Raw genomic sequence first — 17,340 nt, forward strand, 5'->3', positions numbered from 1 at the left:
GTTGCTTACTTATTTTGGTGTGGATTAGCTGGTACATGGCCTCGGTTATTCGGTTTTACCGTTTGTGTACCCTTTTGCTGTACATTCCCGTCTCGAGGCGTTACATCTTTAGGTAACTGTGGAATGATACGACCTACGATGTCAGCAAGTTCACTGGCAAGTCCTGAAACAGGATGCCCCTCCTGAATATGCCGGCCAAGATCGGCAATCCGGTTTGCAACGTCCACATCGGCCGTAACAAGTGCATTGGCACCTGCCGGATCGGATTGAAGGGCTTCCGCGACTGTGTATTTGATGGTTCCGACTTCTGCTCGATCTAAATCTCCATCTACATTTAGTCCAACAACAGCCGTTTTTCCCATGACAACACAGTTCGCGTTTTTAACGCCGGGCACCCTCTCGGCAAGTGATTTCAGGTGATTCGCGGTTGTAGCGTCGACTTGTCCGTTGTTATCATTTACGTTGCCGACTCGTCCCGTATTCGTGTTATCCGGAGTTGTGCCCTCTACATTGTTAGTGGTATAACCTCTGTTTCCATTCATGTTGCGGACACTGTTAGCAGTAGTTCCATTGGTTTTACCACGAGGAGAGGGTGATGCATTGTGATTGGCGGTCCCGCAGCCTGCGAGCAACAACACCGTTAGCATTATGGATAGAGCAGCTCTCATAGATTGATCTGTCCTTTCGTAGTATAGTTCACTAAATGACTCCAGTCGCTACGCTTATTATGTCCGGGACGGAAAGGTTTATGTGTGTACCTGATGAAGAAGCAGTGGAGGGATAAGATGAAAAAAATATTTGTGCTGGATACGAACGTATTACTTCATGATCCTCAGTCGATTTATGCATTCGATGAGCATGAAGTCATCATTCCTGCGGTGGTTCTTGAAGAGATTGACTCGAAGAAGCGAAATGCGGATGAAATCGGCCGCAACGCCCGAACGGTCTCCCGATTGCTTGATGGGTTAAGAGAACAAGGTCATCTTCATGACGGGGTTCTTCTGGAGAATGGCGGGACATTGAAGGTTGAGCTTAATCATCGCAGCTTCGTCAAGGTACAGGAGTTATTTAGTGAAGCATCCAACGACAACCGGATATTGGCTGTCGCGTTAAATTATAAATTGGAGGAGGAGCCGAAGGAGGGCGGAAGACCTGTCGTTCTGGTCAGCAAGGATGTGCTTGTTCGAATTAAGGCCGATGTGCTCGGACTAACGACACAGGATTATCTATCGGACCGTACAGCCGATCCCAGTGAATTGTATCCTGGATTCTCTACCCTAAAGGTTCACCCTTCGGTGATTGATGAATTCTACAGCTATCGTTATTTGCCGATTAAACCTCTTCAATTGTCTTATCCACTTTATCCCCATGAATTTGTTATTCTGAAGGATGAGATGGGATCAGGAAAGTCTGCCCTCCTTCAAGTGAATGAGGATGCAACTAGATTGGAACCCCTTCATTTAAGCAATGAACCTGTTTGGGGCATCAGCGCCCGTAACGCCCAACAGCGTATGGCGATTGAGCTTCTACTGAATGACGATATTCCGCTTGTCACCATTACGGGGAAGGCCGGAACAGGAAAAACCTTGTTGGCTTTGGCAGCAGGCCTTTCCAAGGTGGAGGATGAGCATAAATACAAAAAACTGCTGATTGCGCGTCCGGTCGTTCCGATGGGGAAGGATATCGGTTATTTGCCTGGCGAAAAGGAAGAGAAATTAAGACCATGGATGCAGCCGATATATGACAATCTGGAATATTTGTTCGACACCAAAAAATCGGGTGATATCGATAAAATATTGATGGGACTTGGCAGCATCCAGGTGGAAGCCCTGACTTATATCCGGGGCCGCTCGATACCAGGTCAGTTCATCATTGTGGATGAGGCTCAAAACTTATCCCGTCATGAAGTTAAGACGATTGTTTCCCGGGCGGGAGAAGGGAGTAAGGTGATCCTGATGGGAGATCCGGAGCAGATTGATCATCCTTACCTGGATGCTGTGAGTAATGGGCTGACCTATGTGGTTGAACGCTTCAAGCAAGAAAATCTGAGCGGGCATATTACGCTGACAAAAGGGGAACGATCCAAGCTGGCTCAGCTGGCTGCCGACTTATTGTAATCATATATTTCCCGAGAAATGATACCGCAAAGTAACTTGTATGATAAAGACTGTTCAAGACTCATAGGACAGTCTTTTTTCCTTCCCATCGTTAATTAGTAAAATCTGGACTAGATTATTAACAAAAAAGATAGGACAAGAGCACTAGAAGTTTGGTAAAATAAGGGCATGTGACTATTGAAGGAGTGAAGATGGGATATGAAGCGGAAGAAATATTGGTTCTTATTTGCCATTTTACTATTGTCTTTATCCAGTTTATCTCCCAGCTTTGACTTCACTCACCACACTAGACGAGAGCCCCCGGGGGATGAACCGAATCCTCCACAGCAAAGACCGGAGGTACCGGAGACCAATCTGGGCCCGATCAAGGTCGGTGTTCAGTTAAACCCCGATGAACTGAGACAACTTAAAGCTCTTAATGAGCGTTTTATGGAAGAGACCGGTGCAGAGATTGAAATCACGCCTCTGGAAACGAGTGAAACACAGAAAGAGTCGTTTCTGCTCGAGATGTCCCTTGGTGAAGGACCTGATATTGTATTAATGGATTCACACTTAATTAAAGCGCTTGCAATGAATGGATGCTTATTGCCTGTTGACGCTTCTCAAGGCACGATGCCAGGCGAAGATATCTTGAATGGTCTTCTGCCGTCGCTGCAGTGGAACGGGTATCAATGGGGAATGCCGTTTGATATAGACCCCTATATTATGACTTGGCAGTCCAAGGGAAAGGGAGGCGAACCATTTAAAGTGCCAGAGAGCCGTCAGGCTTGGCAGCAATATTTGGAGCGGCATAAGGTAAGCCCTGTCCTCTCATTTGACTGGAATGACCCTTACGCGTTCGGTGCGGCGGTTCATTTGCTCGAAGGTGATCCCTCCAAGCCGGATCAAGAGGTGCTTGATATGCTGATTCATAATCATGGAAGAGTGGCAGAATCAGCGCAAGGAGCGACAGAGGCAGAGATTAATAGCCAAGAATCTACAACCTCCGATAAGGTGGAAGCAGCCGTGGTCATTGGGCCGTATTCGAGCTTTTCAGATCAAGAGGCCGATGGAGTGTCACTTGCATTGGCTATGGGGAAGGCGCATCTGGATACGCCGGTTGTCCGAACCCGAAGTTTTGCGGTAGCCGCACACACGGAATCATCGGCGCTTGCCATGAAATGGATTACGTATATGACTGGCAAAGCAATGCAGCGTGAATGGAGCAGAGCGGCAGGAACGCTGCCCGTTATTTCTGAGTTGTATGTCATGGGTACAAACCTAAGTGATCGGGGCGTTTGGCAAAAAGCGGCGGTTCCAGCCCAGGTGCTGCTCTCTCGAAATGAGCCGGCCGCTTTGAATTTTGGCGATTCGGAAGGTTTTCAAACGTATAGCCAAGCAGCGAATCGATTGCTGCTTGGCGAAATCACGATCCAACAATATATGGAATTGTATACGCCTACTCAACCTTAAAAAAAGCTGCCCAAGTGAAGGGCAGCTTTTTTTCTATAAATCCAGCTCCATTTTGACCACTAATCTTTGATCTTGGCTGGATACCTGCGTTGCTTTTAAGAAAGACACCAACTGTTTAGGATAAAAATTCATGTCGAATTCTTCCTGCAGGGCTCTGCGCGTGGTGTCAGGCAATTCCAGCCGATTGAACACGAGTTTGTCAACTTGAAACATGATGGCATTCTCCGGTTCGTTGATCACGGTGTATTTTCCTTCAATTAGAAGCGACAGATTTCCGCTCTCACCCGAAGCTATTACTTTTCCATCGTCAAAATGGAAAGCAAAGCTGTTAAAGATTTCATCTTCGGATCTTAAAAATGCGTTGAGATCGTCCTCATGGATATTGATGGTGTACTCCTTGCCGTTTGTTTTCAGCATATTCTTACTTCCTTGGACGAATTGCGGCAGATTTTCCATGGCGTTAGCCAGAGCCTGGAAGTGACGCTTTACTTCGTACAGCCCCACGTTCTCCCAATAAAGGGTGAACTCCTCAATCAGCTTCTTCATGGCATCCGGGTTGCCGCTGGCTGTCAGTGCTCCGTCAACCTGCTGTTCAAGCGCCAACACCCGTTCACGCTGCTTGACAAGGCTGTCCTTTACTTCGGCGAGCCGAGCTGTATTGCGTGCCGCTTCAGCCTGGGTGGAGGCAAGGGAGCGGTACTGATTGTTATATACCGCAAGTGTATCCCGGTCATTTTGAATGATCATATCGTAAAAGTCCATGATCCGGAATAAACCGGCTACGTCTTTTGCAGACAACAGCATAAAGAATAAATGATCCCGTTCACCCATGTAATAAGACCGAAGAACAGCTCCTGCCCGATTGCGCCGGTCTTCGATACGCAAGCCCATATCCTGAATTTTGATTTGCAGTTCGCTCTGAAGTAGCTGCAATTCGGCGATGCGTTTGGTTATCCGTTCGATTTCATGGTCGATCTCCACGATGGAGAGGCTGTCCTCCAGAAGTTTGCGCGCCTCTTCCGAATCAGGCATAACCGGGCTTACATCCTGCTCGGAATATACCAGAGCGGGAGCCCCTATGATGCAGATTAACAGGGTTATACACAGCATGACCGGGAGGAGAGTTTTTTTTACTCGTACATTCAAACGGGAGTCCTCCTTGAATGGTTGTTAGTCGAAAGGAATCCAACCACTGTATGTCCCTTCATTTTAACCAATATATGACGTATACGACTTAATTATCAACCTTAAGGCACTAAAAAAGCGATCCGGCCGTTAAAGCACCTGATCGCTCTTTTAAGTACTCTCGTTCTCTAATTGCAAGGAAAATCCACCAGCGGGCCTCCCTTTGTCTAGTTTGAGCGCCGGTGGATTTCAAGCATCGCTTGCATCATTTACCTATTAGAGTGGTTTGCCCATAATGAAGACCGTCCAATAGCTAAAGCCTGTGAAGGTCACGATCATATAAGCCCAGAAGAGAAGAATATAGGTTCTCTCCGTGAATTTCAAATATCCCAGGATCACGAAAAATGCAGTCTGCAGGAAGAAAAGCAGTGCCATTTCAATATGATCTCCGGCAAAGGCCATCAACCCGATAGTCAGGGTAAAAAAGCCAAGGACTCGAAACATCCGTGCCACGATTATATCCTCCTCTCGTATGTACGCACATAATGCTGCTATCCACATTATAGCGTTATGGCAAAAACGTGTAAACGCCTAACTCAAGAAAACCCTTTATTTTTTATTATTAACCAGAAGTAAGACATTGAATTCGTGAATAATTTGGACGAATCTCCCCTTTTCCCTTCGTAAGAGTATGATCTGTCATCAAAATGGAAATACATTTTAGTATCAAATAGATTCTATGAACTCTATGAGAGGCATAGAAATGAATTAAGCAGTTTTTATACCCTATTCAGCAGCCGGTTTACGGTATTGAAGACGGTTATTTTAGGATGTCGTTAGGAGGGTTTTATGGTATGTCAGCAGTGAGACAGGATGCATGGAGTACAGAGGACGACCTAATATTGGCGGAGGTGACTCTTCGTCATATTCGTGAGGGCAGCACTCAATTGGCTGCCTTTGAGGAAGTGGGAGAAAGAATCGGCCGGACATCGGCAGCTTGTGGATTTCGTTGGAATAGCTGCGTTCGCAAGAAATATGAGGATGCTATCAGCTTGGCGAAATCTCAGCGTCAAAAGAGAAGTTATTATAAAAAACAGCCTTTGGTAAGCGGACCGCAGGTTGCCGGCTTGGCTGCTCCGGAACTGGAGCACGATGTCTATAAGAATGATGGTGCTAGTGAAGAAACACTGTCCATCGATGCCGTTATCCGTTTCCTTCGTCAGTGGAAGGGCGGGCTTCAGGAAAGTTCACGTCAGTATAAAATGCTGGAGAAGAACTTGCGTGAAAAAGAGGATGAGCTTTCAAGACTCCGCAGTGAGAATCAAAGGTTATTGAAGGAAGTCAGTGAAGTGAAAACGGACTATCATGTGGTCAACGACGATTATAAGGCACTGATTCAGATCATGGATCGGGCACGCAGACTTGCTTTCTTAAATGAAGAAGACGAGGAGCTTAAAACACGCTTCAAAATGGACGCAAACGGTAATCTGGAACGAATCGAATAGGTAAAGGTTATCTTGCTCTAGCCGTAACCCGCATTAGTGCATTCCATGCGCTTTGGCGGGTTATTTGTGCGTATCGAGGATTATTCTGATATATACTAGGACTAGTACTTCGTGATTGATTACAATAATGGGGGATTATCATGAATATCCATATTATCGGAGCTGGCTCATTGGGGTTATTATATGCGGGTAAACTTGCGGATTCAGGCTGCCGTGTTACGTTATGGTGCCGAAGCGAGGAACAGGCGGACAAGCTTCGGGCTTCCGGCATAACCATCGAGGAGAAGGGTCAGCACCAGGTCGTTGACCCCCATGCGTTCTCGGTCTGTTCATGGTCATCCTTTTCGCAATCGGGTGGCGCTGTCGATGCGGATTATCTTTTCCTCATGTTGAAGCAGCAAGGGATTGAAGAGATGGCAACGGAGATGCTGGCTCAATATGGACAAGATCATCGCAGACTAATATGTTTTCAGAACGGTACAGGCCATTTGGAGCGGCTTCAGGACCTACTGCCGGTATGGACGATCTACGCTGCCATTACTACGGAAGGGGCTAAGCGTTCAAGCAGCGTCTCTGTTTTGCATGCCGGTCATGGAACGACGACAATCGGCAAAATGATGCCCGCCGGGAGCTCATTAGATGCTTTCTTTCAAGAAAATCATGAAATTGAACTGGTTAAACAGCTGAATAGAGCAGGATTTGAAGCTTTTTTGTCGAATCAAATGGATGAGATGATTTATCGCAAACTGCTGATGAACGCAGTCATTAATCCATTGACTGCACTGTGGCGGATTCCTAACGGAGAGCTGTTATCTTCCCCTGAACGAGTCAGGCTTATGAAGCAGTTATATCATGAAGGGATCGCCGTATATGAAGCTGGTGGAATTCCTTACGGAAGCGGGCTGTGGGAATGGATTGTATCCGTCTGCCAATCGACTTCAGGTAACACGTCCTCCATGCTTAAGGATGTAATGGACGGCAGAACGACGGAAGTTGCCTGGATTAACGGAAGTATTGTCCGTTTGGGCCAAAAATATGGCATTTCTGTGCCAACACACGAGCTGGTCACGCAGCTCATCGAGGGGATGAATACATAGGGGGTCTTAGCATGGGTTTCTTGCAGGGGCTGTTTCAAACATTAAGTTCTTTTCCGTTCATTCCGTTTTTACTGGTTTATTTCATTGTCTTGCAAAGAAATAAAAATCGAAAGCAAGCGCTGGAGCTGGCCATGGATGTCACCACATTTTTTATGCTGTTTTCGGTCTCCGCCTTGTTTAATAATACATTCCAGTCCAAATTCGGTTTCTATCTCATTCTCCTTATGCTGCTCGTTGCAGCGGGGCTGATCGGCAGTGCGCAGAACCGCTGGAAAGGCAAGGTTAACGGTAAAAGGCTGCTGCGCGCCGTGTGGCGTCTCGGGTTTGTCAGCATGAGTTTCGGGTACATAATATTCACATTTTTTGGCGTCCTCTCCTACATAATTAAGATGATGTAAGAACAATCTAATAACTAGAATTTTATGATAAATCTGTTTGATCTTTGGGTCAGGCAGATTTTTCAATTTATTGATTTCTGGATTTTTTTGACCACTGGTTGTATAATCGATAAGCATATACCTAAAATCTATGAGGGGGATACCGCAAGATGAAGAAACAAAAGAAATTAATGCTTCTCATGACGTTAATTCTTGCTTTCAGCTCAGTTTTAGCAGCATGTGGAGCTGACAAGAACGATGGCGCCAATAAAGGCGGAACGGCGGACAAGCCTAAAGAGCAAGTCTTCCGTATGAACCTTGCTTCCGACCCTCCTACATTGGATCCGGGCTTGGCTCAGGATAACACGTCGAATACAGTAATCAGTGCTGTGTTTGAAGGTTTGGTTCGGAAGGGTGCAGACGGCTCAGAAGAGCCTGGCGTAGCCGAAAAATGGGATGTTTCCGAAGATGGATTGAAATATGTCTTCACCCTTCGCAAAGATGCCAAATGGAGTAACGGCGATTTAGTAACGGCAAAAGATTTTGAGTATGCATGGAAACGCGTACTTGATCCGAACTTTACTCCAGCATCACCATATGCGTATCAGCTCTATTACATTAAGAACGCTGAAGCTTACAATCTTGGAAAGATCAAAGACGCCAATGAAGTCGGCGTAAAAGCAACCGATGATTATACGCTCGAAGTTACGCTGGCAAACCCAACGCCATACTTCCTCAGCTTGATGTCATTCCAAACCTACTTCCCGATTCACAACTCCGTTGAAGGTAATGCTTCTTGGGCAACCAAACCGGAAACATTGATTGGTAATGGTCCGTTCAAAGTTTCACAAATGACAAAAGGTCAAAAGATCGAGCTTGTGAAGAACGACCAATATTGGGACAAGGATGCAATCAAACTTGAAAAAGTTCAAATGAGTATCGTGAACAGCTCTGCAACTGAACTTTCAAGCTATCGTAACGATGAATTGGATTATGCAGGACATCCAACAGGAAATATTCCGACGGATCAGCTGAATGCGATCAAGAAGGAATTGGGCGATGAACTGATGATCAAAGGTATTTCATCGACGTATTTCTATATCTTTAACACAACAGAAGAACCATTTGACAACGTGAACATCCGTAAAGCTTTCGCAATGGCAATTGATCGTCAGGCGATCGTAGAGAAAATCACGCAAGGTGGGCAACTTCCTGCACATGGTTTTGTTCCTCCTGGTATCAAGGGTGAGTCCGACGAGTACCGTAAAGAGGTACCGGATACTTACTTCGATGAAAATCTTGAAGAAGCTAAGAAACTGCTCGAGCAAGGTATGAAGGAAAAAGGCTATACCACATTACCGGAAGTTACTTTAATCCATAACTCCGATGACAACCACAAGAAAATTGCGCTTGCTATTGCAGATATGTGGAAGAACAATCTCGGCGTTACTGTGAAGGTACAAAACCAAGAGTGGGGCGTATTCCTGAAGAACCGTGATGCTTTGAACTATCAAGTGGCACGATCCGGTTGGGGAGCAGACTATAACGACCCGATGACATATATCGATATGTGGACATCCAACGGCGGCAACAATGACACTGGCTTCAAGAGCGAAGAATATGACCAGCTTGTGAAGGATGCTTATGCAACTAGCGATAACGCTAAACGCATGGAGCTGATGTCCAAAGCTGAGAAAATTCTCGTTGAAGACAACCAAGTTGTTATGCCGATCTACTACTACTCCAGCGTGTCCCTGGTTAAACCATGGGTGAAGAATCTTCATCTGGATTATAAAGGTGATATCGATTTCACACGTGCATATATCGAGTAGTCTTTTGTAAACCATTTATAAAAGATTACGGTTCGGGATATATATGTGGGGCATTTAAAACCTCATATATATCCCGATTTTTTTGTATGAGCACAAGGTTTCCAAATCTTGTGTCCATTGGTGAAAGTTAAGGGATGCTCAATCCGTTCTAGAATAATACAATTATATAGACGGCTTGGTTTAGAACAACTGATCAGGAGGCTAGCGAAATGCTGAGGTATGTGGCGAGTAAGTTTTTTTATATGCTTGTATCGTTGTTCATACTGATCTCAGCCACTTTTTTTCTTATGAAAGCCATACCGGGCGATCCGTTTATGGGAGAGAAAAAACCATCGCCTGAAATTTTGGCGAGGCTGATGGAGCAGTATGATTTAGATAAACCGGTATTTCAGCAATATACGAAATACTTGGGCAATATCGTTCAGGGTGACTTCGGTTTGTCTATGAAAAAACAGGGGCAATCCGTCACTGATATTATTGTTGATACATTTGGTCCTTCACTTCGATTGGGTCTTATCGCGATCGTAGTATCCGTTATTGTGGGTGTCCTGCTGGGGATGCTTGCAGCTCTGTATCACCGCAAGCTGATTGACAACATCGCCATGATTATCTCGGTTCTCGGGATCGCGGTACCGAGTTTTGTACTCGCGTCATTGTTGCAATTCGTTCTCGCAGAGAAAGCGGGCATTTTCAATGTTATGGGCTTTGAAGGACCGCTCGACTACGTGCTTCCTGTTATGGCTCTATCTGCTCAGCCGATTGCATTTATCGCGCGATTAACGCGATCCAGCATGCTGGAAGTACTGCATGCGGATTATATCAAGACGGCGAAGGCCAAGGGTCTTAACTGGTTCGCCATTATGTTCCGTCACGTGATCCGAAACGGGATATTGCCGGTCGTAACTTATGTCGGCCCAATGACAGCGAACATCATTACCGGTTCGGTCGTTATTGAACAGATCTTCGGGATTGGCGGCATTGGCAAGCAGTTTGTGGAAAGTATCACAAACCGCGATTATACAGTCATTATGGGGATTACCATTTTCTACGGCATCTTGCTGATGCTGGCGCGTTTCGTTACGGATATCGTATATGTATTTGTGGATCCACGCATTAAATTGACCGGCGGGAAGGAGAGGTAGACATGGAGAAAGAACAAAGTATGCCTCATCCGGCGGCACTAAACTTGAAACCTGAAGATTTTCAGAAGATTGGTCCTGATGAGAAACAATCCGAGGTAATACAGCGTGAAAGTTTGTCCTCCTGGAGAGATTCTTGGGAAAGATTGCGCAAGAACAAGCTTGCTATGTCCGGCTTGATTATTATGATCCTGATTGTCATCATGGCCATTATCGGCCCGATGATCTCTAACTATGATTATGAAACGAATGATTTGATGAATACGAATATGCCGCCTTCATCAGAACATTGGTTTGGAACCGACGATCTGGGCCGCGACGTTTTTGTTCGTACTTGGATGGGTGCTCGGATTTCCTTGACCGTTGGTCTTGCAGCAGCTGCGATTGACTTGATGATTGGTGTAATATATGGCGGCATCATGGGTTATTTCGGTGGCCGTATCGATGAGTTCATGAATAAGTTTGCCGAAATTTTGTATTCCATTCCGTACCTGCTCGTTACGATTTTGCTGCTCGTTGTATTTGAACCAAGTTTAGGAACGATCATACTCGCCTTAACCATCACCGGTTGGATTAACATGTCCTGGATTGTGCGGGGCGAGATTATGCAGCTTAAGAACAGAGAATATGTCCTCGCTTCACGTTCGATGGGTGCGGGAACCGCGCGCCTGTTGTTCCGGCATTTGATTCCGAATGCGATGGGTCCGATTATCGTTACCTTGACCTTGTCGGTTCCAAGCGCGATCTTTTCCGAGGCTTTCCTGAGCTTCCTTGGTCTTGGAGTTCAAGCACCAATTGCTTCATGGGGCTCCATGATTAATGATGCTCTGTCCGGATGGATGTACTATCCATGGCGGATGTTGTTCCCTGCTCTATTTATCAGCTTGACGATGTTAGCATTTAACATTTTTGGTGATGGATTGCGTGATGCGCTGGATCCGAAATTGAAAAAATAGGAGGTGGGAAGGTATGGAACCGATCTTGCAGGTAAAGGACCTCAACGTATCGTTTCGTGTTCGCGGCGGTGAAGTAAAAGCAGTCCGCGGCATGAATTTTGAAGTCGGCAAGGGGGAGACGGTTGCCATCGTCGGTGAGTCCGGAAGCGGTAAAAGTGTTACCGCCCAGACCATTATGCGATTGATTCCGTCCCCGCCCTCAGAAATAAAAAAGGGTGAGGTCATTTTCCAAGGACAAGACCTTCTCAAAAAAACGAATAAACAGATGGAAGCGATTCGCGGCAAGGATATCGGGATGATCTTCCAGGATCCAATGACGTCGCTAAACCCGACCATTCGAATAGGTAAGCAAATTACGGAGGTGCTGATCAAGCATCAGGGGATGTCTTTCTCCGAAGCCAAAAAACACGCCATAGAAATGCTGAAGCTGGTGGGTATCAAAAATGCGGAGGAGCGCTTCAATCAGTATCCGCATGAGTTCTCCGGCGGTATGCGGCAGCGTGCGATGATCGCAATTGCGCTTGCATGTAAGCCGACCCTGCTGATTGCGGACGAACCGACGACGGCACTCGACGTGACCATTCAGGCACAGATTATGGACGTTATGAAGGAAATGCAGGAACGCTTGGGCACATCGATCATTCTGATCACGCATGACCTCGGCGTTGTTGCCGGTATGTGTGACCGTGTCATCGTAATGTATGCAGGTGAAGTGGTGGAAACGGGAACGAAATGGGAGATTTTCAAAAATCCGCAGCATCCTTACACCAAAGGTTTGCTTCGCTCCATGCCGCGTCTGGATCAGAAGAAAGACGAACCGCTTATTCCGATTATCGGAACACCACCGGATCTGATCAAACCGCCTGTAGGCTGTCCGTTTGCCGCTCGCTGTGATGAAGCTATGCGAATTTGTGAACGGGTGGATCCGGGCGCAACGGAATTCAGCGACACGCATATGGCGCGCTGCTGGAATCTGCATCCGATGGCGAAGGAGGCGCAGGGTTCATGAAGGATAACCACTTGATTGAGGTAAAGGGCCTGAAGAAGTATTTTAACGTGGGCAAAGGTCAGATTCTTAAAGCGGTTGACGACTTGAACTTCTATATCCGTGAAGGCGAAACGCTTGGCATGGTGGGAGAGTCGGGTTGTGGTAAATCAACAGCAGGACGGACGATTCTCCGTCTCTATGAACCTACGGCCGGCAGCGTTAATTTTAACGGAACGGATATTTACAAGCTGTCTCCGGGCAATATGAAGGCGATGCGCCGCGATATGCAGATGATCTTCCAGGATCCGTATGCCTCGCTGAATCCAAGATTCACGGTGTCGGATATTATCGGAGAAGCTTTGGATATTCACGGTATGGCCGGCAGCCGAGCCGAGCGCAAGAAGCGGATTGAGGAGCTGCTGGATATGGTCGGCTTGAATAGTGACCACTCGACGCGTTACCCTCATGAATTCTCCGGCGGTCAGCGTCAACGGATCGGGATTGCTCGTGCTCTTGCGGTAAACCCTAAATTCATCATATGCGACGAGCCGATCTCGGCGCTTGACGTTTCGATTCAGGCACAGGTTGTCAACCTGCTCAAGGATTTGCAGGATCGTCTGGGCTTGACCTATCTCTTCATTGCGCATGACCTGTCCATGGTCAAGCATATCAGTGACCGGGTAGCGGTTATGTATTTGGGTAAAATGGTGGAGCTGGCAGACAGTGAAGAGCTGTATGCAAATCCGATCCATCCTTATACCAAGACCTTGTTGTCCGCAATTCCGATTCCGGATCCAGAAATTGAGGCAAACAAAAAGCGTCTCAAGCTGGAAGACGATATGCAGGGGCCGATTTCAGCTGCCAAAGGCGAAGACGGAACGGTTCAACTGGACGTGAAGGATTCGGAATTGGTCGAAGTGTCCAAAGGACACTGGGTTGCAAAAGCCTACGCTTGAACAAGCGGACCTGAATATGAGAAAGCTGCTTCAAGAATAGCCGCTGGCATCGTGCCGGCGGCTATTCTTTTCCTTTGACGCAGAATGCCAACATTCGGTACAATCAAGAAAGGCAAAATGTTATAGAATAAATTAAATTTCATGCACAATCTAGATTTGGTTGCGACGTAGAATAGGAGGAATACCTCATGAATATCGTTCCGGAACCATTATCCCTCGCTTCGCGTCTCGCTCAGGATTATATTCATCACTTCGACCGGGTAAGCGGGTTCTACGGTGAAGATTACCGCGGCGAGCACAGCTATGCAGAGCGGGTACAATGGCTGGATCTTTCGGAAGACAAACGAATTCAGCGTAAAGCGCTGGCAGATTGTCTTCGGACGTACAATCAGAAACACAATGATCATCCCGCTGTACATAAATCACTCCAACTTCTGGAGCAGCCAGGAACGGTTACCATGGTTGGTGGACAACAAAGCGGTTTGTTCACCGGACCTCTGCTTGTCATATATAAAGCAATTACCGTCATTCAAGCGGCCCGCGAAGCGGAAGAGCGCTTGAATCGTCCTGTCGTGCCTATATTTTGGATCGCCGGGGAGGATCATGATTGGGATGAAGTGAATCATACGTACTTCCTGAGTCAGGATCAGCAGCTTTCCAAGATCAAGCTTGATGCCAAGGACGGACTCAGGACGTCGGTTAGTTATACTGACGTTGCTGAGGAAGATTGGAATGCGATGCTGGCAGAGCTCCAGATTCAATTGGCAGACAGCGAATATAAGGCAGATTTGCTGAAGATGGCGAGGGAATCGCTTGACGGTTCGGCTGGGCTCAGCGAGGCATTCGCTAAACTCCTCAGCTGTATGTTCGGCAAATATGGGCTAATACTCCTGGATTCTGCAGATCCGGGACTGCGGGCGTTGGAAGTGCCAATATTTGAATCGTTGATTACCCGCAACGAAACAATGGGACTTTCGTACCAGCAGGCTGCAAGGGATATCGCAGGTTTGGGTTATGAAGTCCAGGCTGATGTATCCGAGAATGGAGCCAACTTGTTCTATTTGCATGAAGGCAGACGCTTGCTTCTTTACCGAGAAGGACGTGTATTCTCAGACCGGAAAGGCATCATTAAGCTCACGGAGGAAGAACTGCTTCGGGATTTGCATCAGTTTCCTGAACGCTTCAGCAACAATGTGCTGACCCGCCCAATTATGCAGGATTCGCTGCTGCCCGTGCTCGGAACGATACTCGGTCCAGGCGAGATTTCCTATTGGGCGATTACGCGCTATGCATTTTCCGACTTAGGTTTGCAGATGCCGCTGATCATCCCGAGAATGTCATTCTCCATTGTAGATGGAACCGTCCATAAGCTTATGGAGAAGTATGGATTGTCCTTCGAGGATGTTCACCTCCGCTTGTATGAGAAGCGTGAGGCTTGGCTTGCCAGCAAGGATGAGTTGAATCTGGAAGAACGATTCAGTCAAACCCGGGAACAATTTGAAGCATTATATCAGCCTTTAATAGAAGATCTTGGCAAAATGCAAAGTGGACTGTTAAAATTAGGTCTAACCAATAAAGATAAAATATTGGAGCAGATGGAATACCTGTTAAGTAAATCCCGGAATGCCTTGGAACAGCAGCATGAGGCCGCGCTGGCACAGTGGAAGCGCATTGAACAGACACTGATGCCGGAAGGGAAACCTCAGGAGAGGGTGTATAACATCCTGGAATACATGAATCGTTATGGATTGAATCTGGTGGATCGCCTGATGGAAATCCCATACGCTGCTTCGGGCATTCACAGGGTCGTTTACGTATAATGATCAGGAATTCAATCATCAGATCATAGGAGGCCGTTAAATGAGCTCATCATCAATACAAACCAGCAATATTACTGACTTGAAACTGGCACCGGAAGGTCATTTAAAAATTGATTGGGTGAAGGCGCATATGCCGGTATTGAACCGGGTGCGTGAACAATTCGAGAAAGAACAGCCATTCAAAGGGTTGAAAGTCGCCATCTCCTTGCATCTGGAAGCCAAGACCGCTTATCTGGCGAAAGTCGTTCAGGCTGGCGGAGCTGAAGTGACAATTACGGGCAGTAATCCGTTGTCTACTCAAGATGATGTGTGTGCCGCATTGGTAGAAGACGGGATCACGGTGTTTGCCAAGTATAACCCGGATCCTGCAGAATACAAGCAGCACCTCATTTCAACACTGGAGACCAGACCGGATCTGATCATCGACGATGGCGGGGATCTCGTAACGATCCTTCACTCCGAGCGTACGGATCTGCTTGAAGGAATTCGAGGCGGAGCGGAAGAGACAACGACAGGCATCCTGCGCCTGAAATCTTTGGAGAAGGAAGGCTCTCTGAAGTTCCCGATGGTTGCCGTGAATGATGCATACTGCAAATACTTATTCGATAACCGTTACGGTACCGGACAATCGGTCTGGGACGGAATTAACCGGACGACCAACCTGGTGGTTGCAGGCAAGACCGTCGTTGTCGTAGGGTATGGCTGGTGCGGGAAGGGCGTGGCTATGCGTGCCAAGGGTCTTGGTGCCAACGTCATTGTGACCGAGATTGATGCGATCAAGGCCGTTGAAGCTTATATGGACGGCTTCCGCGTCATGCCAATGCGCGAAGCAGCCAAATTGGGAGACTTCTTTGTCACCGTCACGGGTAACCGCGATGTCATTAGTGGGGAAGACTTTGATGTCATGAAGGACGGTGCCATTTTATCCAATGCCGGTCACTTCGATGTGGAAGTCAATAAACCGGATTTGTCAGAACGATCTCAATCAGTTCGGACGGTTCGGCGCAATATCGAAGAATATCATCTGAAAGATGGTCGTAAGATTTATTTGCTTGCCGAAGGCCGTTTGGTGAATCTGGCGGCAGGTGACGGACATCCGGCAGAAATTATGGATATGACGTTTGCGCTTCAGGCCTTGTCGCTCAAACACGTGAATGATCAGTACAAGAACATCGGTAACCACGTAGTAAATGTTCCTTACGAATTGGATGAACAGGTTGCCTTATATAAACTGGAAAGTCTAGGTATTACAATCGACAGCCTGAGCGCTGAGCAAAAGTCTTACTTGGACAGCTGGGCTCAGCACTAAACAGCAGCAGCTTTAGATCATTTGCAAACCTCCTTTCCATCCCCGAGTGGGATGAAAGGAGGTTTTTTGTGCGAATGTCCTGAGAGAAAGTTCCAAAAAAACAAATGCTCGTTAGAAGGTATTTGATTCTTGACGCCGAATCTATTATCCTAAAGTGGTGGAAAGTGGTGCAAAGTGGGGAATCGGGGTTAAGGGGTGGAGTGCCTGATGTTCATGGGGGAGTATCAACATAGCATCGACGATAAGGGGAGAATCATCATCCCTGCTAAATTTCGTGACCTCCTGGGCACCTCGTTTATCGTAACCCGCGGATTGGACAATTGCCTCTTTGTATACCCCAAAGATGAATGGGCCATCATGGAGCAGAAGCTCAAATCTCTGCCACTCATGAAGTCGGATGCACGCGCATTCACCCGGTTTTTTTTCTCCGGAGCGACGGAATGTGAATGGGATAAACAGGGAAGGGTAAATTTGCCGGGCAATTTGCGCGAGTTCGCCAAGCTCGAGAAGGAATGCGTTGTCATCGGCGTATCGAGCCGAGTGGAGATCTGGAGCAAGGAGCAGTGGCAGAATTACTATCAGCAATCGGAGGAAGCATTCAACGACATTGCTGAGAAGCTGGTAGATTTTGATTTTGATTTATAACCAGCCAGGAACATCGTATTGA

The 17,340-nt window shown here is 46.9% G+C and carries 16 protein-coding genes; 13 read left to right on the forward strand and 3 right to left on the reverse strand.

What is annotated here, in order from left to right:
• Positions 1-5: 5 nt before the first annotated feature.
• Positions 6-668, reverse strand: coding sequence for a YhcN/YlaJ family sporulation lipoprotein (locus J7E85_RS10735; RefSeq protein WP_215157617.1), 663 nt, complete (start codon positions 666-668; stop codon positions 6-8).
• Positions 669-785: 117 nt separating this feature from the next.
• Between J7E85_RS10735 and J7E85_RS10740 the strand changes: the two genes are divergently transcribed.
• Positions 786-2,117 carry a PhoH family protein gene (locus tag J7E85_RS10740; protein ID WP_215157619.1) on the forward strand — a complete coding sequence of 444 codons (1,332 nt, stop codon included), beginning with the start codon at positions 786-788 and terminating at the stop codon, positions 2,115-2,117.
• Positions 2,118-2,315: 198 nt separating this feature from the next.
• Entirely contained in the window at positions 2,316-3,569 is a 1,254-nt protein-coding gene (locus J7E85_RS10745) for an extracellular solute-binding protein (RefSeq protein ID WP_215157621.1), read from the forward strand.
• Positions 3,570-3,602: 33 nt separating this feature from the next.
• Here the strand turns inward: J7E85_RS10745 and J7E85_RS10750 are convergent, their stop codons facing one another.
• Together J7E85_RS10750 and J7E85_RS10755 are read right to left on the reverse strand one after the other, a co-directional pair.
• Positions 3,603-4,715, reverse strand: a complete 1,113-nt coding sequence (locus J7E85_RS10750; protein WP_215157623.1) for a coiled-coil domain-containing protein — start codon at positions 4,713-4,715, stop codon at positions 3,603-3,605.
• A gap of 255 nt (positions 4,716-4,970) precedes the next feature.
• A complete protein-coding gene (locus tag J7E85_RS10755) occupies positions 4,971-5,207 on the reverse strand; it encodes a DUF2626 domain-containing protein (protein ID WP_006209059.1) in 237 nt (78 codons plus the stop codon).
• A gap of 341 nt (positions 5,208-5,548) precedes the next feature.
• On the opposite strand from J7E85_RS10755, the gene J7E85_RS10760 reads away from it, so the two are divergent.
• The 11 genes from J7E85_RS10760 to mraZ all read left to right on the forward strand — a co-directional run bounded on the left by J7E85_RS10760 (position 5,549) and on the right by mraZ (position 17,318).
• Complete coding sequence (locus J7E85_RS10760; protein WP_215157625.1) at positions 5,549-6,199, forward strand: RsfA family transcriptional regulator; 651 nt, start codon at positions 5,549-5,551, stop codon at positions 6,197-6,199.
• Positions 6,200-6,339: 140 nt separating this feature from the next.
• Positions 6,340-7,296 (forward strand): ketopantoate reductase family protein, encoded by a 957-nt coding sequence (locus J7E85_RS10765; RefSeq protein WP_215157627.1) that lies wholly within the window; start codon positions 6,340-6,342, stop codon positions 7,294-7,296.
• A gap of 11 nt (positions 7,297-7,307) precedes the next feature.
• Positions 7,308-7,694 carry a DUF3397 domain-containing protein gene (locus tag J7E85_RS10770; RefSeq protein ID WP_215157629.1) on the forward strand — a complete coding sequence of 129 codons (387 nt, stop codon included), beginning with the start codon at positions 7,308-7,310 and terminating at the stop codon, positions 7,692-7,694.
• A gap of 149 nt (positions 7,695-7,843) precedes the next feature.
• Positions 7,844-9,505 carry a peptide ABC transporter substrate-binding protein gene (locus J7E85_RS10775; RefSeq protein WP_215157631.1) on the forward strand — a complete coding sequence of 554 codons (1,662 nt, stop codon included), beginning with the start codon at positions 7,844-7,846 and terminating at the stop codon, positions 9,503-9,505.
• Positions 9,506-9,714: 209 nt separating this feature from the next.
• Entirely contained in the window at positions 9,715-10,647 is a 933-nt protein-coding gene (locus tag J7E85_RS10780; RefSeq protein WP_215157633.1) for an ABC transporter permease, read from the forward strand.
• Between the two features lie 2 nt (positions 10,648-10,649).
• Complete coding sequence (locus tag J7E85_RS10785) at positions 10,650-11,600, forward strand: ABC transporter permease (protein ID WP_215157635.1); 951 nt, start codon at positions 10,650-10,652, stop codon at positions 11,598-11,600.
• Between the two features lie 13 nt (positions 11,601-11,613).
• Positions 11,614-12,609 carry an ABC transporter ATP-binding protein gene (locus J7E85_RS10790; RefSeq protein WP_076320625.1) on the forward strand — a complete coding sequence of 332 codons (996 nt, stop codon included), beginning with the start codon at positions 11,614-11,616 and terminating at the stop codon, positions 12,607-12,609.
• Positions 12,606-13,544 carry an ABC transporter ATP-binding protein gene (locus J7E85_RS10795; protein ID WP_215157637.1) on the forward strand — a complete coding sequence of 313 codons (939 nt, stop codon included), beginning with the start codon at positions 12,606-12,608 and terminating at the stop codon, positions 13,542-13,544. Before J7E85_RS10790 ends, J7E85_RS10795 begins: the two co-directional genes overlap by 4 nt.
• Before the next feature lie 188 nt (positions 13,545-13,732).
• Complete coding sequence (bshC, locus tag J7E85_RS10800; protein WP_215157639.1) at positions 13,733-15,364, forward strand: bacillithiol biosynthesis cysteine-adding enzyme BshC; 1,632 nt, start codon at positions 13,733-13,735, stop codon at positions 15,362-15,364.
• A 40-nt stretch (positions 15,365-15,404) separates the two neighbouring features.
• The gene (locus tag J7E85_RS10805; protein ID WP_098742742.1) at positions 15,405-16,673 is read left to right on the forward strand and encodes an adenosylhomocysteinase; all 1,269 of its coding nucleotides are present in this window, start codon (positions 15,405-15,407) and stop codon (positions 16,671-16,673) included.
• Between the two features lie 207 nt (positions 16,674-16,880).
• Positions 16,881-17,318, forward strand: a complete 438-nt coding sequence (gene mraZ / locus J7E85_RS10810; RefSeq protein WP_215157642.1) for a division/cell wall cluster transcriptional repressor MraZ — start codon at positions 16,881-16,883, stop codon at positions 17,316-17,318.
• Positions 17,319-17,340 lie beyond the last annotated feature (22 nt).

This window comes from Paenibacillus sp. ISL-20 (assembly GCF_018613005.1).
GTDB lineage: Bacteria > Bacillota > Bacilli > Paenibacillales > Paenibacillaceae > Paenibacillus_AQ.